Origin of the sequence: Muribacter muris (assembly GCF_004569585.1) — a bacterium.
Classification (GTDB): Bacteria; Pseudomonadota; Gammaproteobacteria; order Enterobacterales; family Pasteurellaceae; genus Muribacter; species Muribacter muris.
The window spans coordinates 77634-104609 of the sequence record NZ_SPPA01000005.1; the positions used below are offsets into that span (position 1 = coordinate 77634).

Sequence of the window (26976 nt, forward strand, 5' to 3'; positions counted from 1 at the left end):
GCTATCTCCAAACTGACCGCTTAACATCATCTGACATCACAAACGCCAAGTATTGAAGCCCGACAGCCGTTGAAATAAATCCAGCTTATATAACCGCAAGACGGACTGATTTTCTTAACTATTAGGCTAAGACCCCATCGCTAGTATTATTTTTTTTAATAAATAAAATTAAAAAAACTTCTCAAACGTTAAAAAATGGTTACAATGCACACTTCTTTTTTTCTCTACGAGGTTTTCCTAATGGATAGTATTGTGTCTATGCTTGAAGGTATTCTGACGTGGATCGTGAATACCATTGACGGTCCGCTTTGGGATATTACCGTGATTACCCTGTTGGGTGTCGGTCTCTTTTTTACGATTACAACCGGCTTAGTCCAATTACGCTTGCTGCCCCGCAGTCTGCGTGAAATGTGGTCTGGGCGGGCTGCGGAAGGTGAATCGCTCACTCCGTTCCAAGCCTTTGCAACCGGTTTAGCCAGCCGTGTCGGCGTGGGTAATATCGGCGGTGTGGCAACCGCTATCGCCTTAGGCGGTCCGGGAGCAGTATTTTGGATGTGGATCACCGCTCTAATCGGTATGAGCAGTGCCTTTGCGGAATCGTCTTTAGCACAGGTATATAAAGTGCGTGATCCGAACGGTATGTTCCGTGGCGGCCCGGCTTACTACATTACACGGGGGCTAAAAGCACCGTGGCTGGCGGTTGCCTTTGCGATTACTTTAATTTTCACGTTCGGTTTTGCGTTCAATGCGGTGCAGGCCAACTCCATTGTAGAAGCAACCCGCAATGCGTGGGAATGGGACGCTAACTATGTCGGCATCGGTCTGGTTATTCTCACCGCCGCGATCATCTTCGGCGGGGTAAAACGGATCGGGCAAGTGTCGGCGAAAGTCGTGCCGATGATGGCGTTGTTCTATCTGATTATGGCAGTCATCATTTTGGGAATGAATATCGAAAAAGTACCGGCGGTGTTAAACAATATCGTCGTAAGTGCCTTTGATTTCTCTGCAATGGCAGGCGGTATGTTCGGCGCATTATTTTCCAAAGCAATGCTGATGGGGATTAAACGGGGCTTATTCTCAAACGAAGCAGGTATGGGTTCTGCGCCAAACTCGGCGGCAACCTCTGATGCCAAACACCCTGCCAGCCAAGGCTTAATCCAAATGCTCGGTGTATTTGTCGATACCATTATCGTCTGTACCTGTACCGCCGTCATTATTCTAATGTCAAACGACTACGGCAGCGAAACCTTGCGTGGTGTTTCCTTAACTCAAAAAGCCTTAGAATTTCACATCGGCGAGTTCGGATTACACTTCTTAGCCTTTATTCTGTTGCTGTTTTGCTACACCTCAATTATCGGTAACTATGCCTATGCGGAAACCAATATTCGCTATATCCGCAACAAACCGGGCTTTGTGTTAGCATTCCGTTTAATCGTCTTGTTCTTCGTCTATTTCGGCGCAGTGCGGGACGGCGGTATTGTCTGGGCGTTTGCCGATACGGTAATGGCATCAATGGCGATGATTAACCTCATCACCATCGTTATCCTTGCGCCAATTGTTTGGTTAGTGCTGAAAGATTATCAGAAGCAGATCAAAGCCGGCGTAACACAACCGATTTTCCGTATTGAAGATCACCCTGAATTACTCAAACGCGGGGTCGATGCGGACGTTTGGAAATCCAAAGACTAAACGAAAAGAGCCTGTTTGCACAGGCTCTTTTTTACTTGTAAATTTTGCTGAGTATCTCACCGCTTGTTTAGCTCTCTCGGCTGATAATAAAATGAGCGAGTGCTGCTAATACCGACGTATCAAAAGGTAACTCATTCAAGGCTGCCAACGCCGATTGATACAACCCGTCCGCTTTTGCTTTTGCCCCCGATAATCCCAGTAATTTAGGGTAAGTGCTTTTATTCAAGGCTTCATCAGCACCGACCGTTTTGCCGATTTTCTCACTCTCGCCCACAATATCTAAAATATCGTCCTGTACTTGAAAGGCTAAGCCGATACTTTGGGCATAGTGCAACAAAGACTGCTTAATACGGCTGTTTTGTGCATAATCGGAAAGGTTAAAGCCTAACATTACCGCTGCTTCAATCAATGCACCGGTTTTATGGCGGTGAATCTGCTCAAGTGCCGCCAGTGAAATCGCTTTGTTTTCCGACTGTAAATCCAAACTTTGCCCCAAACACATTCCCTTTGCCCCCGCTGAAGCTGCTAACCATTGAATTTGAGCAATTTTTTGCTCTGCGGTTAGCTGCGAATCGTTTGCCACCAGTTCAAAAGCAAAGGTTTGAAGCGCATCGCCCGCCAAAATCGCCGTGGCTTCGTCAAAGGCGATATGGCAAGTCGGCTGCCCTCGGCGCAACATATCGTTGTCCATTGCCGGTAAATCATCGTGTACTAAGGAATAGGCGTGTATCGCTTCCATTGCGGCGGCACTGCGATCGAGTTTGGTTAGCGGCACACCCAACATTTGCCCGACCGTATAAATCAAAAAAGGGCGAATCCGCTTGCCGCCCAGTAAGACCGCATAGGACATCGCCTCAATCAACGGAGTATCGCAAGCGGCGTAATCGGCTAACTGTTGTGCCAAAAACGTATTGATCCGCTCTTGGCTCTGTTGCAATCGGGCTGAAAAATCGTGTTGCATTATGGATAGTCCGCCAGTGGAGAGTTGTCATCTTTATTCAGCAAGATTTGAATACGCTGCTCGGCTTTTTGTAACCGCTCTTGCCCTTGCTGAACCAGTTTGATCGCCATTTCAAATTCATTTAAGGCATCTTCAAGGGGCAGATCGCCCGCTTCTAAACGCCCGACAATCTCTTCCAATTCTTTTAAGGTTGTTTCAAAATCCGGAGTCGGTTTTTTTGCCATTCTGTTTTTCCTGTTCAATCTGTTGATCTATATTGCACGCTTTATTTTACTTGAGAACCGCCTAAAAGTAGATCTTTTTCTAAACGGTAAGCGGTCGGATAATGGAAAAATCTTGCAAATCCGTAGTCGATATTGCCATTATTCCGGCGTAATCCAGCTCACTTGCCAACTGCCTGTGCCTTCCGGTACAAGCACTCGGGTTAAATAGGGCAGACAATTTTTCATTTGGGTTTCCAGTTGCCACGGCGGATTAATCACGATCATACCGCTTGCGGTCATTCCTCGTTGATCAGAATCGGGACGGACGGCAAGTTCAATTTGCAAGATTTTGCGGATTCCTGTTTCCTGTAATCCCCGTACAATCCGTTTCGTGTGTTGGCGTAGCACAACCGGATACCAAATCGCATACACGCCTGTCGCAAAACGTTTGTAGCCTTCCACAATCGCTTTTACCACCAGTTCATAGTCTTCTTTGAGTTCGTAAGGCGGGTCGATCAGTACTAATCCCCGCTTCTCTTTCGGCGGTAGGGCGGATTTGAGCTGTTGAAAACCGTTTTCCCGTTTGGTAACGACATTGGGTGTCTTCGCAAACTCATTGCGTAGCAACGGGAAATCATTGGGGTGTAATTCGGTTAGCAATGCCCGATCTTGCGGGCGAAGCTGCTGCACTGCCAATAATGGCGATCCCGTATAGAAACGTAACTGCCCTTTATTGATTTTCTTCACTTCGTCCAAATAAGGCTGAATTTCTGCGGGCAAATCGTTGCGATCCCACAAACGTGCGATCCCCTCAATATATTCGCCGGTCTTTTCCGCTTCGGCACTGAGCAGGCTATAACGGCCGACACCGGCGTGCGTATCAAGGTAGAAAAAGCCCTTCTCTTTTTGTTTGAGGGCTTGCAAAATAAGGGTTAGAACGGTATGTTTCAGCACATCAGCGTGATTGCCGGCGTGAAAACTGTGGCGGTAACTGAGCATTTTGGTTCTCTTTCGGGTAAAATAGACGTATTTTAGCGTAATTTCCCGCTTTAGACTATTTTACGATTGCAAATGAACACAGATTTAACCATTCAACAAGGCTGGCTGACCGCACAAAAGCGGGTGATTTCCCCTCATTTCAGCCCTCGCCCCTGCCGACAGGATATTTCCTTGTTGGTTATTCACTATATCAGCTTGCCGCCGGAGGAATTTGGCGGCGATTTTATCGACCATTTTTTCAGCGGCACTCTTGACCCCAGCCTGCACCCTTATTTTGAAGAAATCAAGGCGCTGAAAGTGTCTGCCCACGCCTTGATTAACCGCCAAGGGCAGATGACGCAATATGTGAATTTCGAGGATATGGCGTGGCACGCCGGTGTGTCCTGCTTTGACGGGCGGGAAAAATGCAACGATTTTTCCATCGGGATTGAGTTGGAAGGCAGCAATAATCAGCCGTTTACCGATGCGCAATATCAGCGTCTAGCTCAACTCACCTTAGCGATTATGCAGCACTATCCCGCAATCACGCCGGAGCGGATTGTCGGGCATAATCAGATTGCGCCCGAACGCAAAATCGATCCCGGTCAATATTTTGACTGGGAGTATTACCGTAGCTTGCTTACTTAATCAGCCTAAAGTGCCGATCCTCAAATTCAAACCCTGCCGCCAATAAATGTTGCGGCACAAGCGGTTGGTTATCGAGCAGTAATTGCGAACGCTCGCCGAGTAGCATTTTCAGCCCCCACGCCGGCACGTTAAACAATGCCGGACGCTTGAGCTGACGGGCAAGCCGGCGGTTAAATTGCGCATTGGTCATCAAACTCGGCGCAACCAAATTATATGCCCCTTGGCAATCGGCGTGGTTAAGTAAAAACAGGATCGCCCGTACCTGATCGTTGAGCGAGATCCACGCCCAGTGCTGTTTACCACTGCCTAATTTGCCGCCTAGCCCAAGCCGATAGAGTGGAAGGATTTTCTGTAACGCACCGCCTGATTGATCCATCACCAAGCCCGTGCGTAGCAAGCACACTCTAGTATGTGGAGAGGCTGCCGCCAACGCCGCATTTTCCCACTCTTGGCATAATCTGCCGATAAATGTCGCACTACAAGCGGTCTGTTCGTCATATGTTTTTGCAACAGGCAAATCGCCGTAAAAGCCGGTGGCGGAGGCGGAAAGAAAGGTATGCGGCGGCTGGTTGCTGCGTAAAATCAGCTCGCTTAGTCTGTGCGTCAAACCTAACCGGCTTTCCCGTAAACAGTGCTTGCGTGCCGCCGTCCAACGCCGTGCAAAAATCGGTTCGCCGGCGAGGTTAATCACTGCGTCAAAATCATTGAAATGCGCAAAGGTTGCAAGATTTCGACAGAAATGCACCGCTTGCGTATCGGCTAACGGCTGACGGCTCAAGACGGTTAGCCGATGCCCCTGTGCGACTAAGGCTGCGCAGAGCCTTTTACCGATAAAGCCTGTGCCGCCGGTGATAAAAATGTGCATTACCAGGCAGTCTCAAACAGTTCGGTGATCTGCTCAATCAAGGTTTGAATGGCGGTTTGTCTGGTCGGGGTGATGAAAATGGTATCATCGCCTGCGATAGTGCCTAAAATGCCCTCGCCTTTACCCATTGAATCTAACAAACGGGCGATAAGCTGAGCCGCACCGGGACTGGTGCGTACCACAATCAGCACATCATTATGGTCAATATCAATCACCAAATTTTTGAGAGGGCTGGAGGTGGTTGGCACACTAAGCTCCGCCGGTAGTTGATAGACCATTTCCATTTTGGTATTGCGTGTCCGCACCGCCCCAAATTTGGATAACATACGAGACACTTTCGACTGGTTGATATTCTCAAACCCCAGTTCTTGCAAAGCGGTAACAATTTCGCTTTGTGAACTGAATTTTTCTTCCTTTAGTAATGATTTAAACGCATCGGCGAGTGAGTCGATTTTTTCCACTCCGTCTTCCTTTTAGTTAAAAATATGCAGAATTTTTGCGTATTTATTCAAATAAAGCAATCATAACGCCCTTTTTTTCACGAAAATTTGCGTTAGTTCTCAAATTTGCACTTTGCTATTTGAAAATTCACGGCGTTTTACCTAAACTTGCCGCACACCATAGATACATCAATAGGAGACTTTATGAAAGTAGCAGTTTTAGGTGCAGCCGGCGGTATTGGTCAAGCATTGGCATTATTATTAAAATTACAACTTCCGGCAGGTACGCATTTGGCATTATACGATATAGCCCCTGTTACACCGGGTGTGGCGGTAGATGTAAGTCATATTCCGACAGCGGTGAAAGCGGTCGGTTTTAGCGGTGAAGATCCGACACCTGCGCTCGAAGGGGCAAATTTGGTGTTGATTTCCGCAGGTGTGGCACGCAAACCGGGAATGGATCGCTCCGATTTATTCAACATTAACGCCGGTATCGTGCGTAATTTAATCGAAAAAGTCGCAGCGGTTTGCCCGAACGCTTGTGTGGGCATCATCACCAATCCGGTCAATACTACCGTTGCAATTGCCGCCGAAGTGTTGAAAAAAGCGGGCGTTTACGACAAACGTAAATTATTTGGTGTAACGACCTTAGACGTTATCCGCTCCGAAACCTTTGTTGCCGAATTAAAAGGTAAAGATGTCGCTAAAACCAAAGTGCCGGTAATTGGCGGTCATTCCGGCGTAACCATTTTGCCGTTGCTTTCCCAAGCACACGAGGAAGACAAAATTGAGTTCAGTGCCGACGACATTGATGCCTTAACCAAACGTATCCAAAATGCCGGTACGGAAGTGGTTGAAGCCAAAGCGGGCGGCGGATCGGCAACACTTTCTATGGCGCAAGCGGCAGCGCGTTTCGGTGTGTCGGTATTAAAAGGCTTAACCGGCGAGAAAACCGTTGAGTACGCCTATGTAGAAGGCAACGGCGAGTATGCCCGTTTCTTCGCACAGCCTGTCGTGTTAGGCTTAAACGGTGTGGAAGAATTGCTGCCAATCGGTGAGCTAAGTGCTTATGAAACAGCGGCGATTGATGCAATGATCCCAACTTTAAAAGCCGATATTGAATTAGGCGAAAAATTCGTAAACGGCTAAGGGTTGAATTTAGCGAAAAAAATCGTCATTATGTGGGCTGGAGGCGTCAATGCTTCCAGCCTTTATTATTTTAACCCCTTTCTATTTTGGAGTCGGTGATGAAAAAACAGCTTATCTTTACAATGGCGGTTGCCGCGTTAGGATTAACCGCGTGTAGTTCGGGACAAAAAGTCGAAATTGCTAAAGCCTCACAGGATAAAACGATTGTGCCGCAAAAAGTCGCACAACCTACTCTGCCGAACAATATCCCGCCAAATGCCACCGCAATGTGTCGGGACGGCAGTTTTTCCACTGCCAGTTTTGAAGATCGTGAAACAGCGTGTATCGGTAACGGCGGCGTGCTGCATTTTATCAACCGTTACCACTCTGAATAATTTAACCGGGTGAGACAACTCACCCTTTAAGGCTACTATGGATTATTTAATTCAGGTTAATGAAACCAATTTTAATGAGGTGATTAACGCCGCCGCAGACGTGCCGGTGGTGTTTCATTTTCTCTCACCGAGAGAGCCGAGTTCGCTTGAAATGGACGCTTTGTTGCGCCGTTTAGCAGACGAGTACCCCAAACAATTTTTATTGGCGCTGGTTAATTGCGATGAGCAACCGATGATTGCGGCACAATTTCGTGTGCAAGCGGTGCCGACCACTTACTTTTTTGCAAACGGTCAGCCGGTCGATGCCGTACAAGGCAGCATCAGCGAGCAAGATTTACGCATTCGGCTCAAAACCATTTTACCGAAAGAAGAAGAGTTACAATTTGCCCAAGCCCTTGAGTTGCTAGAAGAGGAGCAGTACGAGCAGGCGTTGCCTTTGCTCAAATCGGCGTGGGAATTAACCGATAAAAAACAGAGCGATTTCGGGCTGCTTTATGCCGAGACCCATATTGCATTAAAGCACATTGAACCCGCCAAAGCTATTCTTTCCCAAATCCCGCTACAAGACAGGGACAGCCGTTGGCAAGGCTTGCAAGACCAAATCACGTTGTTGGAGCAGGCGGCAGATTCTCCGGAAATTCAACAGTTACAGCAAGACTACGCCCGCAATAAATCACCGGAAATTGCGGTTAAACTCGCCAATCAATTACACCAAGTCGCCCGTCATCAAGAGGCATTAACGCTTTTATTTGAGTGGCTAGAACAGGATTTAACCGCCGGAAACGGCGAAGTGAAAACGCAATTTTTAGCGATTTTATCGGCAATGGGCAATGCCGATCCGCTCGTGGCGACTTTCCGCCGCCGCCTCTACTCACTTTTATATTAACAAGCGGTCAGATGACCGCCCAATTTTACAAAAATATTGGAGAATATTATGGCAACCAAACACGCCAAATTGCTGATTTTAGGTTCAGGCCCCGCCGGCTATACGGCGGCGGTCTATGCCGCCCGTGCCAACCTTAACCCTGTGCTTGTTACCGGAATGCAACAGGGCGGGCAATTAACCACTACATCGGAAATTGAGAATTGGCCCGGTGAATTTGAAGAGATCACCGGTTCGGAACTGATGACCAAAATGCAAAAGCACGCAGAAAAATTTAATACGGAAATCATTTTCGACCACATTCAACGTGTCGATCTCTCAAAATGCCCTTTTACCCTTTACGGCGATTTCAACACCTTTACCTGCGATGCGCTCATCATTGCCACAGGGGCATCGGCGAAATATTTAGGCTTACCGTCTGAGGAGCTGTACAAAGGACGGGGCGTATCCGCCTGCGCAACCTGCGACGGTTTTTTCTACCGTAACAAGCCGGTGGCGGTTATCGGCGGGGGAAATACGGCGGTAGAAGAGGCGCTCTATCTCGCAAATGTGGCGTCCCAAGTGCATTTAATTCATCGCCGTGATAGTTTCCGCAGTGAGAAAATTCTGATCGAGCGGTTAATGCAAAAAGTCGAAGAAGGCAAAATCATTTTGCATACCAACCGTGTGTTAGAGGAAGTGCTGGGTAACGATGCGGGCGTAACCGGTGTAAAAATTAAATCGACCCTTGATGATAGCAGTGAATACTTAACCCTAGACGGCGTGTTTGTTGCCATTGGTCATTCACCGAATACCGCTATTTTCAATGATCAGTTAGCCTTAAATAATGGCTATATTGTGGTGAAATCGGGTTTAGAGGGGAATGCGACCGCTACCAGCGTAGAAGGCGTTTTTGCCGCCGGCGACGTAATGGATCACAATTACCGCCAAGCGATTACCTCCGCCGGTACGGGCTGTATGGCAGCACTGGATGCGGAGCGCTTCTTAGACAGCTAACATTAAACTCAAAAAGCGGTATGTACAGATACAAAAACCGCTTTAATTCAAATTTATTCGTATAAAAAAGGGCGTTTAACACGCCCTTTTTAGTGAGTTGTTGGAAAGATTATTGGATAATCACATAGAAATTTGAACCGTCACGCAGAATATTTAACGCAACCGCAGACGGTTTAGTATCTAGAATTTTGCGTAATTCACCAATATTTTCAACAGCTTTACGGTTTACCCCAACGATAATATCCCCTTTTCTAAAGCCACGGCTTTCCGCAATCGAGCCTTTTTCCACTTTGGTGATCTCTACCCCTTTAATGGATTTTTCCGCATAATTGGCTAATTCCGCACCGTTTAGGCTCGGTAATAACCCTTTCGCACTGGTTTTGGTTTGCTCATCGGATTGCAATGTTACTTTCACCGTGCCTTCTTTGCCGTCTCGCAAATAGGTTAATTCAATTTCTTTGCCTGCACCGGTGGTCGCCACTTTCGCACGTAATTCGGCAAAGCTGCGGATTTTCTGCCCGTTAAGTGCCGTAATCACATCGCCTGCTTTTAAGCCGCCTTTTGCCGCCGCAGAGTCGGCAATCACTTCGCTGACAAACGCCCCCTGCTGCGCACTCACATCAAAGGCTTGAGCCAGATCAGCGTTTAATTCCCCGCCCTTAATACCGAGTAATCCCCGCTTAACTTCCCCAAATTCAATAATTTGCTGAACGAGATTATTCGCCATATTACTTGGAATCGCAAACGCAATGCCCGCATTACCGCCGCTTGGTGAGATAATCGCCGTGTTAATACCGATCAATTCCCCTTGCAAATTGATCAGCGGCCCGCCTGAATTGCCTCGATTGACTGCGGCATCGGTTTGAATATAGCTTTCGTAGCCTTCATCAGTATTGCCTGTTGAACGTCCTAACGCCGACACAATCCCTGAGGTTACCGTTTGCCCTAAACCAAACGGATTACCGATCGCTACGGTAAAATCCCCGACCCGCAATTTATCGGAATCGGCGATTTTAATTTCCGTCAGATTTTTCGGGTTCTCAATTTGGATTAACGCCACATCGGACATCGGATCAGCGCCCACCAGTTTTGCCTTAAATTCCCGCCCGTCATCTAATTTCACCGTAATTTTATCCGCTTTGTCGATAACGTGGTTATTCGTAACCACATAACCTTTGGCGGCATTGATAATTACCCCTGATCCTTCGCCTCGGAATTGGCGGGGCGCTGCGCTACGATCGCCAAACATATCCGGCCCGAAGAAAAATTCAAACTCCTCCGGCACGGCACGGCTGCGGCGGTTGTCTTGGGTTTTACCTTCAACGGCAATGCTCACCACCGCCGGACGCACTTTTTCAATCATCGGCGCAAGGCTTGGCAAGGTTTGTCCGTCCACCGCCAAAGGCAATGCCGCCTGTGTCATCGTTGGCATTGACGCCATACCTAAACCTAACACTAATGCTGTGAATAATGATTTATTAAAAACGTTTTTCATTACAATTCCTTCCTAATTTGAGTTTAAATCAGCGTTTGAATCTATTATACACGCTCGTGTGTTGTAAAAAGCCGGCAAAATTGACCGCTTGCGAGCGTTGTATTCAAGGATTCCTCACTATTTACCGCCTTTAAGACAGACAAACATTTCAAGGGTTCGCTTTACGCCGTTGATAGAATAAAAATTCATCAAATCAGCGGTTTATTTTAGCTGAAAACCGCAAATGCTCGAAAAAATTGTGAAGTTGCTCACAGTTTTTTATCATTCACAACATTTTCTCAACCGCTCAATTTACTTTATTAACATTACTCACTAAAATAATCAGCCCCCAGTCTTTCTGGGATTATCTTCACTTACTCTAAAAGGATTGTTTTCCTATGTTGTGGTTTTTCTTCTGTGTTGCCGTATTGGTACTCGGTTACTTTGTGTACGGTAAAATCATTGAAAAGATCTTTGTGATCAACCCGAAAAAAACAACGCCTGCCTATGCAATGCAAGACGGCGTTGATTATATGCCAATGTCAAAATGCCGTATTTGGCTGATTCAACTCCTTAATATCGCCGGTACCGGCCCGATTTTTGGGCCAATTCTCGGCGCATTATACGGGCCGGTCGCTATGTTGTGGATTGTCCTCGGTTGTATTTTCGCCGGTGCGGTACACGACTATTTCTGCGGTATGTTGAGCGTGCGTAACGGCGGCGCTTCAATGCCGACGCTTGCCGGTAAATATTTAGGTTCGCCGGTTAAAATGTTTATTAACTTACTTGCGGTCGTCTTACTGTTCCTTGTCGGACTCGTGTTCGTGACTAGCCCAGCCCAACTGCTTAGCACCATTACAATGGACGCTTTCGGCGGCAACGGTACGCTCTCCCTCAATAATGCCGAAGAAATCGTCAGTACGGCAACTGTGGCGGCAAGCGATATTACCGTATGGGGAATGGATAAGCCGATGATTATTGCCGTTTGGACAGCGATTATTTTCGGCTACTATATTCTCGCCACGTTACTACCGGTAGACAAAATCATCGGTAAAATCTATCCGCTATTTGGCGCATTACTGATGTTTATGTCTATTGGTATGGTGTACGGCTTAATCAGTAGCCACTTAAGTGCGACTGATCCGATTGAGTTTTTCCGTACCGTTGACGGTATGAGCTGGGAAAAATTCACCCAAAACTTCCAAGTAAAAGGGGATGTACCGATTTGGCCTTTATTGTTCCTCACCATTTCTTGTGGGGCATTATCCGGCTTCCACGCCACCCAAACACCTTTAATGGCACGCTGTGCGGAAAATGAGAAAGAAGGTCGCTTTATTTTCTACGGTGCAATGATCGCTGAAGGGGTGATTGCGTTAATCTGGTGTATGGTCGGTCTCTCTTTCTATGAAAACCCGCAAGCGCTACAAGCGGCAATTGATGCCGGCTCACCGTCTAAAGTGGTCTATGATTCCTCATTACACTTCTTAGGTTTTGTCGGTGGGATCTTTGCGGTTTTAGGCGTGGTAGTTTTACCAATTACCTCCGGCGATACCGCTTTCCGTGCCGCTCGCTTAATTATCGCTGAATTTTTCAAAGTCGAACAACGTACCCTGGCGAAGCGTTTACTGATCGCAATACCAATCTTTGCACTCGGTTTCTATATCATCGCCTCTAAAGTAGACTTCAATTTATTATGGCGCTACTTCACTTGGGCGAACCAAACCACTGCGATGATTATGTTATGGACGGCAGCGGCTTACCTCTACCGCTATAACAAATTCCACTGGGTATGTACGCTGCCGGCAATGTTTATCAGCACGGTCTGCTTTACCTACTTGGCAAACAATAAAGTCGGTTTCAGCTTGGATTACCAATTATCCGTTTATATCGGCTTCGCCCTCACCGCACTCTGCACCGTGTTATTCTTTACCTTGCTCAAACCAATGGGCGATAAAGATCCCGATGCCTTTGTCGATGATAATAACGCGCAGAAAAAAGCCTAATTCACTCATTTTAAAGCGAGGTTCTTCCTCGCTTTCTTCTTTCAACTAGAATGCGATTTTTTGACACTCACACCCATTTAGACTACCTCGCAAGCACCCTTGGACTAAGCGTGCCGACGTTATGTGCCGATGCCCAAGCTGCTCAAGTGGAACGGATTTTGGTGGTGGCGGTTTTTGCAAAAAACTTTGCCGATGTTACCGCTTGTAGCCGTGCCGAACCCCAACATATCGCCTACGCACTCGGCTTACACCCGCTCTACATTGAGCAACACAGCGCTGCGGATTTAGATTTACTCGAACGCCGTTTAGCCGAGCGAGATCCCGCTTGTACAGCAGTCGGCGAAATCGGTTTGGAAAACGCAGTGGCAACCGTTTGTTCGCCGACGTTATGGGCAAAGCAACAGGATTTTTTAGCCGCACAGCTTGCTTTGGCACAACGCTACGATTTACCGGTGAATTTGCATTCCCGCAAAAGCCACGACACCCTCGCGGTGCATCTTAAAACCGCCCGATTAAACCGCACGGGCGTAGTTCACGGCTTTGCCGGCAGCTATGAACAGGCAAAACGTTTTGTCGATTTAGGATATAAAATCGGTGTAGGCGGTACGATTACCTATGCTCGAGCCAACAAAACCCGCGAGGCAATCCGCAAATTGCCGCTGGATAGTTTACTGCTGGAAACCGATTCCCCCGATATGCCCGTCTTTGGTTATCAAGGGCAGCCCAACCGCCCGCAGCGGCTATTAGTCAGCTTTAATGCCCTGTGCGAACTGCGTGCGGAATCCCCCGATACCGTTGCCGAGACTATTTGGCAGACAAGCGAACAGCTATTTTGGCGAAAATAACCGCATAATTTTGCAAAAATCCCCCCAAATCGCCCCGCTTGTAATGCTAAAATAGGGCGATATTTACGTTGCGAAAGACCGCTATGCACATTCTCGATCCGCTTACTTTACCGCTTAACCAATCCAACTTGATTGAGGCATCCGCCGGCACAGGCAAAACCTACACAATGGCAAATTTATACCTCCGCTTACTATTAGGTGTGGGGTGCGAACCGCTTTCCGTTGAGCAAATTTTAGTGGTAACCTTCACTAAAGCCGCTACCCAAGAGCTCAGGGATCGGATTCGGGATAAAATCAAAACCGTTGCCCAACTGTTTGAACAACATCAGCAAGCCCCTTCGACAATGCTTAGTCAAGATCCTTTTCTGCTCGCACTCTATCAGCAGGTTGAACCGAACTTACAGGAAGCTCTGCTACGGCTGAGTATTGCCGAACAGGAGATGGATCTCGCCAGTATTTTCACGATTGACAGTTTTTGCCAAAAAATGTTATTTCAATTTGCTTTCAATTCCGGTATTCGTTTTGATATTGAATTACAAGCGGACGAGCAAAAATTGCTGCAACAACTCTGTGAGGACACTTGGCGGGAGCTGTTTTACCCAATGGCGCAAAATGAAGCAGCGGTCGTGCGGCAGGAATTACACCACCCGCAATATGTTTTAGACGAAATCAAAGCCTATCTCTACGGCGATTTACCCGATCTATCCCCAACACAACAGCAACTGATGCGACAAGATCTCGCGACACATTTGGGAGAATATCGTCAGTTTATCGCTACAGCAAAAGCCTTTTGGCGGGAAAACGGGCAGCAGATTGTGGAACTCGTGGCACAAGAGCAGAAAAAGAAATACCCCAGCGGCGTAGCGAAAGCGTTGAATCGGCGTAAGTTAAACGCCTCACATCTCAATAGTTATCAGCAAAAACTGACGGCGTGGGCGACATCGGACGAGGATATTTTGCCTGCTCAATGGGAAAAATTCAGCCAAGCCAATTTCAACCTGATTGCAGAAGAGGGGGCTGAACCGCTTCACTCACCGCTTTTTGTTGAGATCGAGCAACAAGCGGTCGTTTATCGGGGAAATTTTGCCAATAAGCAAAAGCCGTTATTACTGTTCCAATTTTTAATGCGTGTCCGCCAAAAATTAGCCGATTATAAGCAACAGCATCGGGAAAAAAGTTTCGGCGATATTCTGCACTTTTTGCATCGGGCATTGTTTGATGAGGCACAAGGTCAAACCCTTGCCGCCCAAATCCGCCGCTTGTTCCCCTTTGCAATGATCGATGAATTTCAGGATACCAACCAAGCCCAATACGAGATTTTTAGCCGGATTTTTATGCCGCCGAAAGTAGAAAATCAGGGCTTTATTATGATTGGCGACCCGAAGCAGTCGATTTACAAATTCCGTGGTGCAGATATTTTTACCTATCTCACCGCTGCTGATCAGGTTGCTGGCAAATATACCCTCAACCGCAACTGGCGTTCCGTACCGGCGGTGGTGCAAAGCACCAACCAACTGTTTACTTTCCCGCCGGACAGTGAGCGTAGCCCCTTTTTATACCACGGGATCGCCTTTTATCCGGTGGAATCCAATCTCCGTGCCGACAGCTTGCAGGGAGAGGCAAACACCCAGTACTATTTATTAGCCGACTATAATGAAAAGCAGTGTGCCGAGTGGTGTGCTTATCAAATTCAGCAACAGTTAAAACGTGCCGAGCAACAGCAATTTTATCGGCAAGATGCTGACGGGCAACACGCCGTTCAAGCCAGTGATATAGCGATTTTAGTCCGAAGCCATACGCAAGCCACGCTAGTACGGCAAGCCTTGCTAAAACGCCACATTCGTTCGGTTTTTTATTCGGAACGCAACAGCGTTTATGAAAGCCCCGAAGCGCAAGATCTGCTCTTTATCTTAAAAGCGGCATTAACCCCTTACCAACCGCAAGCGTTATTGGCAGCGCTCGGCACGGCATTGTGGGGGCTGGATGCACAGACACTGTATCAGCTCAAAAATGACGAAACCGAGTGGGATAGTTGGGTAGAACAATTTGTTCAATACCAGCAGATTTGGCAGCAGCACGGTATTTTGCCGATGTTACACCGCCTGTTTGTACAGCACGAGCTGCTCGCTCGCCTCAACAGTCAGCCGAACGCAGAACGGCGTATGACCGATCTGCTCCATCTTGCCGAATTACTGCAAGAAGCGATGGCAGACGTGGAAAATGAAGCCGCTCTCGTGCGTTGGTATCAGCAGCAGTTAGAAAACCCGAACGGGCTGGCGGACGATCAAAAACAGCGATTGGAAAGTGAAGAAGCCTTGGTAAAAGTGATCACCATTCACGGCTCAAAAGGCTTAGAATACCCGATTGTCTGGCTACCCTTTGCAGCCAAAGCAAGCCAAGGTGTGAAAAGCAAAGCCCTGACGGTTTACCGCAACCACCAACACAGATTGGCGTGGGATTTCGGCTCGCAATCCAATGAGGTAAAAGAGCTCATCAATCAAGCAGATTATGCGGAAGATCTGCGTCTGCTCTATGTGGCGATCACACGGGCGAAATATCAGCTCAACCTCATTTTGCCCGAGGAGTTTGGTAAACAATGGAGTGCGATGCACTATCTATTGAGCAACGGTGAAACGCAACTGCCACAGCCCACAGCAGATTATCTTCAGCAAAAAGGGATTGAATGTCAGTTACACACACTGACGGGCAACATTCCTCAAGACGACTGGCAGCCACATAGCCTGCCGCAGCCGAACGGCTCGGCACGCCTCTTCCACGGGAAAATTATCCCTAAAGGGTTGATTACCAGCTTCAGTGCCTTGCAAGCACAAAATGAATTTTTACAAAATAACCGCAGCAATTCACCGCCTGCGATCTTCGGCGATGATGCGCAGGATTACGATCGCCAGTTTACCTCTGCCGCACCGTTAGACGATCCGGATACGCCTATGCCTTACAGCCCTTATCAATTCCCGCATAGCACCAAAGTAGGTAATCTATTGCATAAACTGTTTGAACAGTGGGATTTCTCGCAACCAATTTCCGCTGAGCAACTGATCTCCCTTTGTGAAGCCCTTGATTTGGGCGAACAGTGGCTTGCGCCATTGCAAGAGTGGTTTGAAAAAATCAGCCATACCCCTTTAATCCCCGAAGGTTTGTGCCTTAACAGCATTCACCCCGACAAACGTTTGAACGAGTGGCAATTTTATTTAAGGCTGAAAAATGAAAATGCGCTCCCGCAGCTCAATCAATTATTGAAACAGCATAGCCGTTTGGCAAAATCGCTGCCGGATCTGCAATTAAAGCAGTTAGAAGGGTTTATCCGAGGCTTTGTCGATTGCATTATTCAATGGCAAGATAAATTCTATCTCATTGATTACAAATCGAATTTTCTCGGTTATTTTGTGCAAGATTATCAACTGGAGCGGCTAGAAAAAATAATGACGCAGTACCGCTACGATTTGCAATACCTGCTTTACACCCTCGCCCTGCACCGCTATTTACGCACCCGTTTAGGTAGCCAATATCAATACGAACGAGACTTTGGCGGCGTGGCGTATCTGTTTTTAAGAGGAATGAACGGCAGCCCGCAAAGCGGCGTATTTTTTGATAAACCGAGTGTCGAACTGATCGAGGCATTAGATCAACTGTTTGGCTAACGCACCCTCAAGATTGCAGGACGTAAAGTATCGCCCATTATCAAATCGCCCTATTTCAAGATACGATTGAACGGACGCCAGCGTGGCGTCCCATCTGCGAGGAATATTAACTTTGGGCAATGATGCAATACTATCTTACCTCTATAAAAACGCACTTTTCGGTGCGTTTTGCAAAAATTTAGAGGAAATAGACTGCTTGATAAGGGGCTAACTGAATACCGTTCTCAGCGTATGTGAGCTCGGCATAATTATTCATTATCACCTTGCCCGGCGGCTGAAGGGCGACAAATTGTGTCTGATCGCTAAGGTTTGCCAGTACCGTGAACGTGTCATTCGCCGTTTGGCGTTGGTAAGCCCAAACGGACGGCGAGTGCGGTAATAGATCGCAGTAATTGCCTTCGGTTAAAATCGGTAATGTTTTACGCAGTTTAATGAGGGCTTGATAGGTGTAAAACACGGAATTTGGATCAGCGAGGGCTTGCTCTACGTTGATTTCCTTATAATTCTTCGCAACAGCAATCCAAGGTGTGCCGTGGGTAAATCCGGCATTGTCGGAAGCGTCCCATTGCACTGGAGTGCGGCTGTTATCACGGGATTTTTGTGCTAAAATCTGCATTACAAGCGGGGCGTTCAGCCCTTTTTCTTGCAATTCGGCATAGGCATTCAGGCTTTCTACGTCCCGATAGTCGTCAATGGTTTGGAAGTTCGGGTTAGTCATTCCGATTTCTTCCCCTTGATAAATGTAAGGTGTGCCTTGCATACCGTGCAGCAGCATTGCTAACATTTTAGCCGACACTGTGCGGAGTTCGCCGCTTTCCGCACCGAAACGGGATACGATGCGCGGTTGGTCGTGGTTGCACCAAAATAACGCATTCCAGGCTTTGCCGTGCATTCCCTGTTGCCAGTAGTTGAAAATGGATTTTAAGGCGACATAATCAGGGCGGGCGTATGTCCATTTTTCGCCGTTAGGATAGTCCACTTTGAGATGGTGGAAATTGAAGGTCATCGACAATTCTGTACCGTCCAAGTTGGCATATTGCTGGCAATGTTCAAGGCGGGTCGAGGACATTTCGCCCACTGTCATCAATCCGAACGGTTTGAGGGCATTTTGGTTCAGCTCTTGTAGATAGCGATGGATTTTATGCCCGTCCGTGTAAAAGCGGCGACCGTCTCCCTCTAAGTCATCTTCAAACACTTCGGGCTTAGAAATTAAATTCACTACGTCTAAACGCAAACCGTCCACTCCTTTTGCCGCCCAGAAATGACAAATCTCGTACAGTTCCGCCCGTAGTTTCGGGTTTTCCCAGTTTAAGTCCGCTTGCTCCGGTGCAAAGAGATGCAGATAGTATTTTTGTGCTTTGTCCGACCATTTCCACGCCGAGCCGCCGAACTTGGATTTCCAGTTGGTCGGTTGTTCGCGCCAAATGTAAAAATCGTGATAGTCGCTGTTCGGATCTTCGCCTTGTTTAAACCATTGGTGGAAGGTAGAACTGTGGTTGAACACCATATCCATTATGATGCGAATATTACGTTGGTGGGCTTCACGAATAAGTTGTTCAAAATCTGCCATTGCGCCGTAACTCGGATCGATTTCACGGTAATTGGCTATGTCGTAGCCGTTGTCGATCTGCGGTGAGACGTACATTGGCGTAATCCAAATGCCGTCCACTCCCAATGTTTGCAGATAATCTAACCGCTTGATGATACCTTGAATATCCCCCGTGCCGCTGCCGGTGGTGTCCTGAAATGATTTGGGGTAGATCTGATAAATGACCCCGTTTTGCCACCAAGGTTGTTGCATTTTGTTCTCCGAATACGCTGAAAATTTCGGCTATTATAACCCATTAAAATTAGATTGGGAACGTTCCCAGTTCGGCTTCAATAAGCAAAAATAGATAAGATTGTCATCACAGCTCACAATTTTGGTATTGCGACACAAAATGGAGAATAAGGTTTCGCATTGTCTCTTTTGATGTTTTTTGCTTTAGGCGAAAATTATGACGAACGTAATGCCCGTGTTTTCCCATTCCACTACATATTAAATTTGTGTCGCTGCTCGTATAATGGGCGAACTATCAATGTGGTGCTACCTTGACAAATAAGGTGATCCCTTCCACTTTATAGACGGTAACCTTATCGCCGAGTTTGAGGTGCTCGCCAACCACACGCCAAGTGGTATCGCCAAATTTACCCCGTGCGATACCGTTATCCAGTATTTCAATAATTGCGCCTTGTGTGCCGATCATTGTGTGATCACGGGCATTGAGTTCGGTCGATTGATCGGCTTGTACATCTTTACGGTGCTGATATTGCCACCATAACAGGCTGAAAACGATTGCCAGTACAGCGAAAGCGGTAACTTGCCAAGCCATAGGCAGAACGGGGATTAACGCAACAAGCCCTGCGACCAAAATAGCGGCAAATCCCCACCAAACTATAAAAACACCGGGGATTGCGATTTCTAAGATCAGTAAGGCAAAGCCGAGAATTAGCCAAGCCGACCAGCCGGAAAGCCATTCCATATTAAGCTCCTTATTAAAGAGGGCGAGGTTCGCCCTTGATTTTTACTACTGACTTTTCTCACCTTTGAGCAACTCGGCAATGCCAGCCACCGAGCCGATGAGATTACCTGCCTCAAGGGGCATTAACACGATTTTGCTGTTGTCGGCAGACCCGATTTCTTTGATTGCTTCGGTATATTTCTGCGCAATAAAGTAATTGATCGCTTTCGTATCGCCGTTTGCGATCGCATCGGATACCATTTGAGTCGCTTTTGCCTCTGCTTCGGCAGCACGTTCACGGGCTTCTGCTTGTAAAAAGGCTTCTTGGCGTTCCCCTTCCGCTTTGAGAATACGGGATTGCTTTTCCCCTTCTGCGCGTAAAATTTCGGCTTGACGAATCCCTTCGGCTTCTAAAATATCCGCCCGTTTGTTTCGTTCCGCTTTCATTTGTGCATTCATTGCCGCCACCAATTCTGCCGGTGGGCTGACATCACGGATTTCAATGCGGGTAACTTTCACTCCCCAAATGTTAGTCGCTTCATCGACAATGGCTAACAAGCGTCCGTTGATGAGATCCCGTTGGGAAAGCATATCGTCCAAATCCATTGAACCTAGCACGGTACGCATATTCGTCATTGTTAAATTGACGATAGCCTGTTCCAAATTATTGACTTCATAGGCTGCACGTCTGGCATCAATAACCTGTACAAAGCAGACGGCATCAATCGACACACTGGCGTTATCTTTTGAAATCACTTCTTGGGACGGAATATCCAACACCTGCTCCATCATATTGATTTTACGTCCGATGCGATCGATGAACGGAACAACAATATTAAGTCCCGGTGTCAGTGTTTTGGTATAACGTCCGAAGCGTTCAACCGTCCAGTGATAGCCTTGCGGCACGGTTTTGATCGTTGAAAATAGCACCACGATTGCGAATAGCACAAAAACGAGTGAAACAATCGGGAAACCAATAAAATCAGCCATAGTTAGCTCCTTAGTTCAGTATGATAGACGAGGATATAATAACCAATTTTGCTGGAATAACTAGGGCTTTTTCATATTTTAAGCGTATAATTCCGCCTATTATTCATTTCCTTTCGTTATAATGAAACCGGCAACCGCAATAATTAACGGCAGTGCATTACGCCATAATATGCAACTCATCAAATCCCTTGCGCCACACAGCAAAATTTGTGCGGTGGTAAAGGCAAATGCCTATGGACAGGGGATTAGTCAGATCATCTCTCAGTTAGCGCCGATGGTAGATGCGTTCGGCGTGGCGCGCATTAAAGAAGCCTTGACGATTCAAGAAACCGGCTATGCCGGAAAAATTGTGCTACTGGAAGGTTTTTTCGATAAAGAAGAGTTATTGAAAACCCTCTCCCGCCGATTTGATACCGTGATTCATTGCCTTGAACAGTTGGAATTACTGGAGCAGGCGGCAAATGAATGGCTGGCGGAACAGCAGAAAGGCTTTTGGCAACGTAAAACTAAACTGTATTTTCCAGTAACCGTTTGGTTGAAAATTGACACGGGAATGCACCGGCTTGGCATACACCCTGCGCAAGTTGCAGCGTTTTATCAACGCTTAAAAGCCTGTGCATTAGTTGAATCGGTTCAATTTATCAGCCATTTTAGCCGAGCGGATGAATTGGATGCAGGCTATACGGAAAAGCAGATCGCCACCTTTGAGGACGTATGCCGCCCTTATGATGTGCAGCGTAGTATTGCTGCCTCAAGCGGTATTCTGTATTGGCAAAATGCCCATTATGATTGGGTACGTCCCGGCATTATTATGCACGGCATTTCCCCTCACGAACAACCGATTACCGAATTGGGATTCAAACCAGTGATGACGTTATGTTCTTCTTTAATTGCAGTGCGTACGCACCAAGCGGGTGAGCCGGTCGGCTATGGGGCGGGGTGGATTAGCCCGAAGGACACAAAAATCGGTGTAGTAGCGATCGGCTATGGTGATGGTTATCCGAGAAATACGCCGGAAGGCACGCCGGTGCTGATTAACGGGCGTAAAGTACCGATTGTCGGACGAGTTTCAATGGATATGATGACGGTCGATTTAGGCGCAGAGAGCCAAGATAAAGTCGGTGATGAAGTGATTTTATGGGGAGAAGAATTGCTGATTGAAGAAGTTGCCGCCGCGATCGGCGTGATTAACTATGAATTGATCACGAAACTCACCCCAAGGGTACTGACGGAATATCGGGATTAACTGCAAGCGGTGAGTTTTACTCGAATATTTGCAATATTGTGTTGCGATGATACAAATTTGAATTTGTAGGGACGCCACGCTAGCGTCCGTTTAATAATATCCCAATATTATTTAGCAATTGCACAAAGTTGTTTTTTTATTCGCTTGTAGGGACACACTGCGTGTGTCCGGATTTTAACCTATTGAAATAATTTGATTTTTATAAAGGACGCACGCAGTGCGTCCCTACATTCTGTTAAAATGTCTATTTTTGTGTATTTGCTACATAATGCCGTAATATCCCGAAATGTGTAAACGGCTAGGCGTGATTTTCCGCAATCACCGTGAGTTTTGCCGTATCCCAGTCGGTTTCCAACAATTCAACTTGCGGGACGTTTTGGCTGGCTTTATTGGAAAGTTGTTGAAAACGTTCGACTTTGCCGAGCAAGCCTTGTTTGCCGACCAAAGCGGTTACGGTTTGGTTATATTGATTGCTGGCACTGTTAAGGCTATTGCCCAGTTTGGCTAGACGTTCGGCAATCACGCAGACCTGATTGTAAATCTCGCCCGCTTTTTCGCTGATTTCTCGAGCCTCACTATTGCCCCGTTCAATCCGCCAAAGATTTGCCACCGTACGCAAAATAGGCATTAGGGTGGTGTGAGAAACTAAAATGACGTTGCGTTCATAGCCGTAATGGAACAAGTGCGGATCGTGTTTTAACGCCTCAATGTATGCCGGCTCAATCGGGACGAACATTAGCACGAAGTCGGGGCTTTTAATGCCGATGAGATGGCTATAATTTTTCTTAGCCAGCCCGTCGATATGTTGGCGGAGCGAGCGGCAATGCTCGTCTAATGCTTGTGAAATAGCAAAATGTTCTTCGGATCTGACCGCTTGATCGTAGGCAAGCAGCGAGACTTTGCTGTCTAACACCAAATGTTTATTGTCCGGCAATTTCACCACAAAATCGGGCGCAAAGCGTTTGCCTTCTTCATCTTTGTAGCTCTCTTGGGCAAGGTAGTGGGCGTGTTTGAGCAATCCGGCTGTTTGTAAAGCGGTTTCCAACTGAACTTCGCCCCAGTTTCCGGCAATTTTGTTATTCCCTTTTAGTGCAGAGGTGAGATTTTGTGCCTCTTGGGACATTGAAAGCCCAATGTCTAATACCCGTTTGATTTCCGCTTCTAAGTTAGCATTGCCTTTGATCGCTTCGGAATGCACTTCATTCACCCGTTTTTGAAAGCCTTCGATCTGCTCTTTAAAAGGCTTCAATAATAGGTTGAGTGCCGATTGATTACTTTCGGCAAAGGATTTGCTCTTTTCGTCTAAAATTTGTTGAGCGAGATGCTGAAACTCGACATTGAGCTGATGACGAACCTCTAAAAACTGCTGTTGTTGATGTTCAAAATGGGTCTGCTTTTCCGCCAATGTGGTGCGGATTTCAGTGAGAGCTTGCTGACTTTGCAATAGTTGTGAATGTAAATGCTGATTTTCCTGCGCTTTGTCGGCAACGACAGAGAGTTGGTGATGTAGTTGTTCCTCTAAACTGTCCGATTTTGCTTGTGCCGAGCCGATACGTTCTTTTAACTCATTGATATAGTGTTCAAGCTGATTTTCTTGTGCTGCCGCTTGTTCGATTTTTTGCTGTAACTGCGCAATAGCGAGATCCCGCTCGTTTAAGCGTTCAAGGGTGGTTTCCGCTTTGGTCTGTTGCTGAACCGCCCACTGCTCAATGTGCTGTTTTTGTGCTGACAGCAATTCGTGCTTTTCGGAGAGGGTGGCAAGCTGCCCGTTGGCAAGTTCTAAATCTCGGCTTAACTCTAACGCATCTCGTTGGTAGCGGGATTGGCGAAAAAATAGAACGAGTGCCGTTGCGCCGAGTAGGGCAATGATCAAATAAAGCCAAAGATCAATAGTATTATTCATTATGTTGCTACTGTAAAAAAATATAGTGGTATTGTAGTGTGTTTTATGAAATGAAATCAAGGGGGGAACTTTTGGTGGAAATGGCGTTCTCTCTTGTATTAGCGGTTGTGAACCGTTACACTTTGTTTTATCTCGTTAATCTTCGGAGAAAACCTATGAAAAAATTAACTTTAGCAGTATTTACGCTCTTAGCTTCAAATGCCGTATTGGCTGCGCCCGTTGGCGAAACCTTTAGTGGCTTAGGAGTCGGGGTAGATTTGACTACCGTTAAATATAAGAGTGCCGGTTTGGAAGGCAAGCAGGCAACAGGAGCAAATTTAGTGGTCGATTACGGTATGGATTACGGCGATCAGTTGGTTGGTGTGGTGGAAGCGAAAGCTAAATTGGGCAGCACGAAAATTTTTAATGACGTGAAGCAGAAAAGCCAATTCAGTGTTGCGTATGAGCAAGGCTACCGAGTGTTACCGGATTTAATGCCTTATGCGAAAGTGAATTACAGCCTCAGTAAAGTTGGCGATATTGGCAGTTTTAAAGGTATTGGCTATGGCGCAGGGGCAAAATATGCGGTATCAAACGATATTGAGCTAGGGGTTGAATACCTGAGAAGTCATTTAAAACACAGCGGCACAAAATTAAAGGGTAATGCGTTTAGCACCAATGTGTCATACCGTTTCTAAGTCTGACAAGCGGTGAGATTGCAACAAAAATGTGTAAACGGCGGGTTGCTGATCAATATTGGCAGCTCGCTCATTTCAAGATGGGCAGAAAAAATGAAAAAACAGATGATAAAAATCCTTGCCAGCCTGATTTCCGGCGCATTATTTGCTAGTGTGGCGTTTGCACAAGATCCGGCGATCAGCCGTTATGAGCAAGCCAAGCTCCCGTTGGCGTATGAAGGGGAAGCGGGGCATTTACTCCAACAATTAGCCCAGCGTCTTAAAGTGGGCTTTATCAGTTATGAATTAGACGGCAGCCAAAAGGTATCGGTACAAAATCAGCAAGATCCGACTATTAAAGCGTTAATCGCTGAATTGGAGAGCAAACTGTCAGGCAGCCATATTCGATTTGAGAAAATCGGTTCTCGCTTATTTTTGGTGGCTTCCGCTAAGAATGGCGCTCCGCTGTTGCTTCAAGCCGCTGCCGAACCGACACAATTTATCGGCGAAGCCGTTTTTTCGGATACGGTTACTGCACCGGAAAATGTGGTATCAGCCGAGCCGCAGAATGTGGAAAATGCAGGGATGCAGGCGTTAAAACAACTGGTTGCGCAACTGACCGATCAAGCTAAAATTGCTCAACATAAAGGAAAGAAAGCCCCGCAATATAAAGTATCCAGTAAGGAACGTTTAGGGCTGCAAACAATTCGGGTTACGCCGTTAGGCACATTTTTAATTTTCAATAACGGGGTGGCGACGGCTAATTTGAATGTGAAAGGGAAGTTTGAGCAACTACTTCAACAGGATAATGTGATCGTGATTTCGCACCAAACACAAAATGCACCGGCTCAAATTGAGATTAAAGATAAGCAGGGGAAAACACTGACCCTTAAGAATACCTTAGCGAAATCAAAATAATCTTTTATAATAGACGTACTTATTGCGTCTATTATAATGATACGAAAACTATGACCACCGCACTAAAGCCCGCCGTGCAGATTAGCTCTGATGATTTTGTCAGCCATTTTCAGACTTCCTTTCTCGAAACATTGAATGTGCTGCCGTGGCAACGCAAATTAGGGACGAAAGATCGCCTACATTCAACAAAGCCAGCCAGTTTATATGCCATTTTTGTCGGCAATGATCTTGCTTATACGAAAGAGAGTATTTTGTGTTGGGCAAGAGTATTGGAAAATTACGGATTACTGTTATTGGAGGCAAGTTCGGAAACTTTACCTGAATTGATCCAAGCTTTCTGCCCGACTATATTGACGTATGTTGAAAATCAAAATCCGAATGTTTGGGTTTTTCAAAAGCGCGCCCAGAAAAATCTCAGCCAAATTGCCGATGAGTTCTATCAAAAAATGCGGGATAATGCCCCGTTAGACACGATTTTTGCACTGCTGGACGAGTATGAGCAGATTGCGCCTACCTCATCTTTTCCGTTTTTCACTCGCCAAAAATTATTGAGTGATCGCCAGCTACCCACATTAGCCGAAATGGATTGGCAACGTTGTGTGGATAGAATGGGGTCATCGTCCCAAATGTTTGCCATACTTTCAACCATTATTAGCGGTAATTACCAAAAAGGTTTTCGTAAACGGGAAATGCTATTGAAGGACAATCATCTACGCAGAACGCCGACACCGCCGGATGAAAGCCTTTATGCAAAGCGTTGGAAAGGTGAAAATCTTGCCGGCAAATCCATTGTTGTGTGGACGGAATTTGGGCTAGGCGATGAAATAATGTTTGCACAACTTGCCCATTACTTAAAACGTCAAGGGGCGAGCAAAACGGTTTGGATTGCCCAAACCCCGATTGTTGAATTATTAAAAACGCATCCGGATATCGATCAAGTGATTGATGCAAAACAGATCGCTCAAGAATTGGACGAGTTTGACTATTGGGTCTATCCGCACGAAATATTAGTGTATGTGAATACGCCCTTTGATTATCTGCCGAAACGACAGCCTTATTTGTCGGCAGATCCGACAAAGAGTGCGGCAATGGCAGTGCAATTTGCCGATACGGGAAATTTAAAAGTCGGTATTGTTTGGCGGGGCGATCCGAGCCACGAAAATGATAAGTTCCGTTCAATCCATAATTTAGACTATATTGAAACGCTGTTTAAACTAGCGGATATTGATTGGTATTGCCTGCAAAAAGCCTGTAATGACGACGAAATTGCCTTGCTGGAAAAATACCAAATTCTGCACTTAGCAAAAGATTATCAAGATTTTACCGACACGGCAGCCGCTCTGACCCACCTTGATTATTTGGTGGCAGTGGATACTTCCGTGGTGCATCTTGCCGGCGCAATGGGTGTTCCCTCACTGGTAATGCTCCCTTATATTGTAGATTGGCGATGGGGGCTTGAAGGGAAAACGAATAAATGGTATCCAAGCATTGAGTCTTTCCGGAATAGTTATATTTCAGAACATTGGGAGAATGTCATAGAGGATATTCAACACGCCTTAACACTGCGACTGGCGTGGAAAACAGCTTAAAGAGCC

23 protein-coding genes are annotated in these 26976 nt (G+C 46.6%); 13 read left to right on the top strand and 10 right to left on the bottom strand.

The window, feature by feature from the left end:
• Positions 1–240 precede the first annotated feature (240 nt).
• Positions 241–1689, top strand: coding sequence for an alanine/glycine:cation symporter family protein (locus E4T80_RS03485; RefSeq protein WP_135054983.1), 1449 nt, complete (start codon positions 241–243; stop codon positions 1687–1689).
• 67 nt (positions 1690–1756) lie between these two features.
• On the opposite strand, the gene ispA is transcribed toward E4T80_RS03485, so the two are convergent.
• From ispA to E4T80_RS03500, 3 genes are all read right to left on the bottom strand, one after another.
• Positions 1757–2650: a (2E,6E)-farnesyl diphosphate synthase gene (gene ispA / locus E4T80_RS03490; protein WP_135054985.1), complete on the bottom strand. Its 894-nt coding sequence runs from the start codon at positions 2648–2650 to the stop codon at positions 1757–1759.
• Positions 2650–2874, bottom strand: a complete 225-nt coding sequence (gene xseB / locus E4T80_RS03495) for an exodeoxyribonuclease VII small subunit (RefSeq protein WP_135054987.1) — start codon at positions 2872–2874, stop codon at positions 2650–2652. Before xseB ends, ispA begins: the two co-directional genes overlap by 1 nt.
• Before the next feature lie 138 nt (positions 2875–3012).
• Entirely contained in the window at positions 3013–3852 is an 840-nt protein-coding gene (locus E4T80_RS03500; RefSeq protein WP_135054989.1) for a 23S rRNA (adenine(2030)-N(6))-methyltransferase RlmJ, read from the bottom strand.
• A gap of 72 nt (positions 3853–3924) precedes the next feature.
• Here E4T80_RS03500 and ampD point away from each other — a divergent pair, with 72 nt between their 5' ends.
• Positions 3925–4479 (top strand): 1,6-anhydro-N-acetylmuramyl-L-alanine amidase AmpD, encoded by a 555-nt coding sequence (gene ampD, locus E4T80_RS03505; RefSeq protein WP_135054991.1) that lies wholly within the window; start codon positions 3925–3927, stop codon positions 4477–4479.
• On the opposite strand, the gene E4T80_RS03510 is transcribed toward ampD, so the two are convergent.
• Together E4T80_RS03510 and argR are read right to left on the bottom strand one after the other, a co-directional pair.
• Positions 4472–5344 (bottom strand): TIGR01777 family oxidoreductase, encoded by an 873-nt coding sequence (locus tag E4T80_RS03510; protein WP_135054993.1) that lies wholly within the window; start codon positions 5342–5344, stop codon positions 4472–4474. The genes ampD and E4T80_RS03510 overlap by 8 nt on opposite strands.
• Entirely contained in the window at positions 5344–5805 is a 462-nt protein-coding gene (gene argR, locus E4T80_RS03515) for a transcriptional regulator ArgR (RefSeq protein ID WP_135054995.1), read from the bottom strand. Before argR ends, E4T80_RS03510 begins: the two co-directional genes overlap by 1 nt.
• Before the next feature lie 183 nt (positions 5806–5988).
• Here argR and mdh point away from each other — a divergent pair, with 183 nt between their 5' ends.
• The 4 genes from mdh (at position 5989) to trxB (ending at position 9186) form a co-directional block, all read left to right on the top strand.
• Complete coding sequence (mdh, locus tag E4T80_RS03520; protein ID WP_135054997.1) at positions 5989–6933, top strand: malate dehydrogenase; 945 nt, start codon at positions 5989–5991, stop codon at positions 6931–6933.
• A gap of 98 nt (positions 6934–7031) precedes the next feature.
• Positions 7032–7307 carry a DUF3761 domain-containing protein gene (locus tag E4T80_RS03525; protein ID WP_135054999.1) on the top strand — a complete coding sequence of 92 codons (276 nt, stop codon included), beginning with the start codon at positions 7032–7034 and terminating at the stop codon, positions 7305–7307.
• 37 nt (positions 7308–7344) lie between these two features.
• Positions 7345–8193 carry a co-chaperone YbbN gene (locus E4T80_RS03530; protein WP_135055001.1) on the top strand — a complete coding sequence of 283 codons (849 nt, stop codon included), beginning with the start codon at positions 7345–7347 and terminating at the stop codon, positions 8191–8193.
• 48 nt (positions 8194–8241) lie between these two features.
• On the top strand, positions 8242–9186 hold the full coding sequence (trxB, locus tag E4T80_RS03535) for a thioredoxin-disulfide reductase (protein WP_135055003.1): 945 nt from the start codon (positions 8242–8244) through the stop codon (positions 9184–9186).
• Between the two features lie 109 nt (positions 9187–9295).
• Here the strand turns inward: trxB and E4T80_RS03540 are convergent, their stop codons facing one another.
• The gene (locus tag E4T80_RS03540; RefSeq protein WP_135055005.1) at positions 9296–10681 is read right to left on the bottom strand and encodes a DegQ family serine endoprotease; all 1386 of its coding nucleotides are present in this window, start codon (positions 10679–10681) and stop codon (positions 9296–9298) included.
• A gap of 377 nt (positions 10682–11058) precedes the next feature.
• On the opposite strand from E4T80_RS03540, the gene E4T80_RS03545 reads away from it, so the two are divergent.
• The 3 genes from E4T80_RS03545 (at position 11059) to recB (ending at position 17167) form a co-directional block, all read left to right on the top strand.
• Positions 11059–12663, top strand: a complete 1605-nt coding sequence (locus E4T80_RS03545) for a carbon starvation CstA family protein (RefSeq protein WP_135055007.1) — start codon at positions 11059–11061, stop codon at positions 12661–12663.
• 50 nt (positions 12664–12713) lie between these two features.
• A complete protein-coding gene (locus E4T80_RS03550; protein WP_135055009.1) occupies positions 12714–13508 on the top strand; it encodes a TatD family hydrolase in 795 nt (264 codons plus the stop codon).
• Between the two features lie 83 nt (positions 13509–13591).
• On the top strand, positions 13592–17167 hold the full coding sequence (gene recB / locus E4T80_RS03555) for an exodeoxyribonuclease V subunit beta (protein WP_135055011.1): 3576 nt from the start codon (positions 13592–13594) through the stop codon (positions 17165–17167).
• Positions 17168–17345: 178 nt separating this feature from the next.
• Here the strand turns inward: recB and treC are convergent, their stop codons facing one another.
• The 3 genes from treC to E4T80_RS03570 all read right to left on the bottom strand — a co-directional run bounded on the left by treC (position 17346) and on the right by E4T80_RS03570 (position 20658).
• Complete coding sequence (treC, locus tag E4T80_RS03560) at positions 17346–18968, bottom strand: alpha,alpha-phosphotrehalase (RefSeq protein WP_135055013.1); 1623 nt, start codon at positions 18966–18968, stop codon at positions 17346–17348.
• A gap of 274 nt (positions 18969–19242) precedes the next feature.
• Entirely contained in the window at positions 19243–19689 is a 447-nt protein-coding gene (locus tag E4T80_RS03565; protein ID WP_135055015.1) for an NfeD family protein, read from the bottom strand.
• A gap of 45 nt (positions 19690–19734) precedes the next feature.
• Positions 19735–20658 (bottom strand): SPFH domain-containing protein, encoded by a 924-nt coding sequence (locus E4T80_RS03570; protein WP_135055017.1) that lies wholly within the window; start codon positions 20656–20658, stop codon positions 19735–19737.
• Positions 20659–20779: 121 nt separating this feature from the next.
• Here E4T80_RS03570 and alr point away from each other — a divergent pair, with 121 nt between their 5' ends.
• Positions 20780–21904, top strand: coding sequence for an alanine racemase (gene alr / locus E4T80_RS03575; protein ID WP_135055018.1), 1125 nt, complete (start codon positions 20780–20782; stop codon positions 21902–21904).
• A gap of 298 nt (positions 21905–22202) precedes the next feature.
• On the opposite strand, the gene rmuC is transcribed toward alr, so the two are convergent.
• Positions 22203–23807, bottom strand: coding sequence for a DNA recombination protein RmuC (gene rmuC / locus E4T80_RS03580; RefSeq protein ID WP_135055020.1), 1605 nt, complete (start codon positions 23805–23807; stop codon positions 22203–22205).
• A gap of 155 nt (positions 23808–23962) precedes the next feature.
• On the opposite strand from rmuC, the gene E4T80_RS03585 reads away from it, so the two are divergent.
• Genes E4T80_RS03585 through E4T80_RS03595 form a run of 3 tightly spaced genes read left to right on the top strand, consistent with a single transcriptional unit; the run spans position 23963 to position 26970 of the window.
• Positions 23963–24484 carry a porin family protein gene (locus tag E4T80_RS03585; RefSeq protein ID WP_047976447.1) on the top strand — a complete coding sequence of 174 codons (522 nt, stop codon included), beginning with the start codon at positions 23963–23965 and terminating at the stop codon, positions 24482–24484.
• 18 nt (positions 24485–24502) lie between these two features.
• The gene (locus E4T80_RS03590) at positions 24503–25381 is read left to right on the top strand and encodes a hypothetical protein (RefSeq protein ID WP_233437159.1); all 879 of its coding nucleotides are present in this window, start codon (positions 24503–24505) and stop codon (positions 25379–25381) included.
• Positions 25382–25431: 50 nt separating this feature from the next.
• Positions 25432–26970, top strand: a complete 1539-nt coding sequence (locus tag E4T80_RS03595) for a glycosyltransferase family protein (protein ID WP_135055022.1) — start codon at positions 25432–25434, stop codon at positions 26968–26970.
• Positions 26971–26976: the final 6 nt, after the last annotated feature.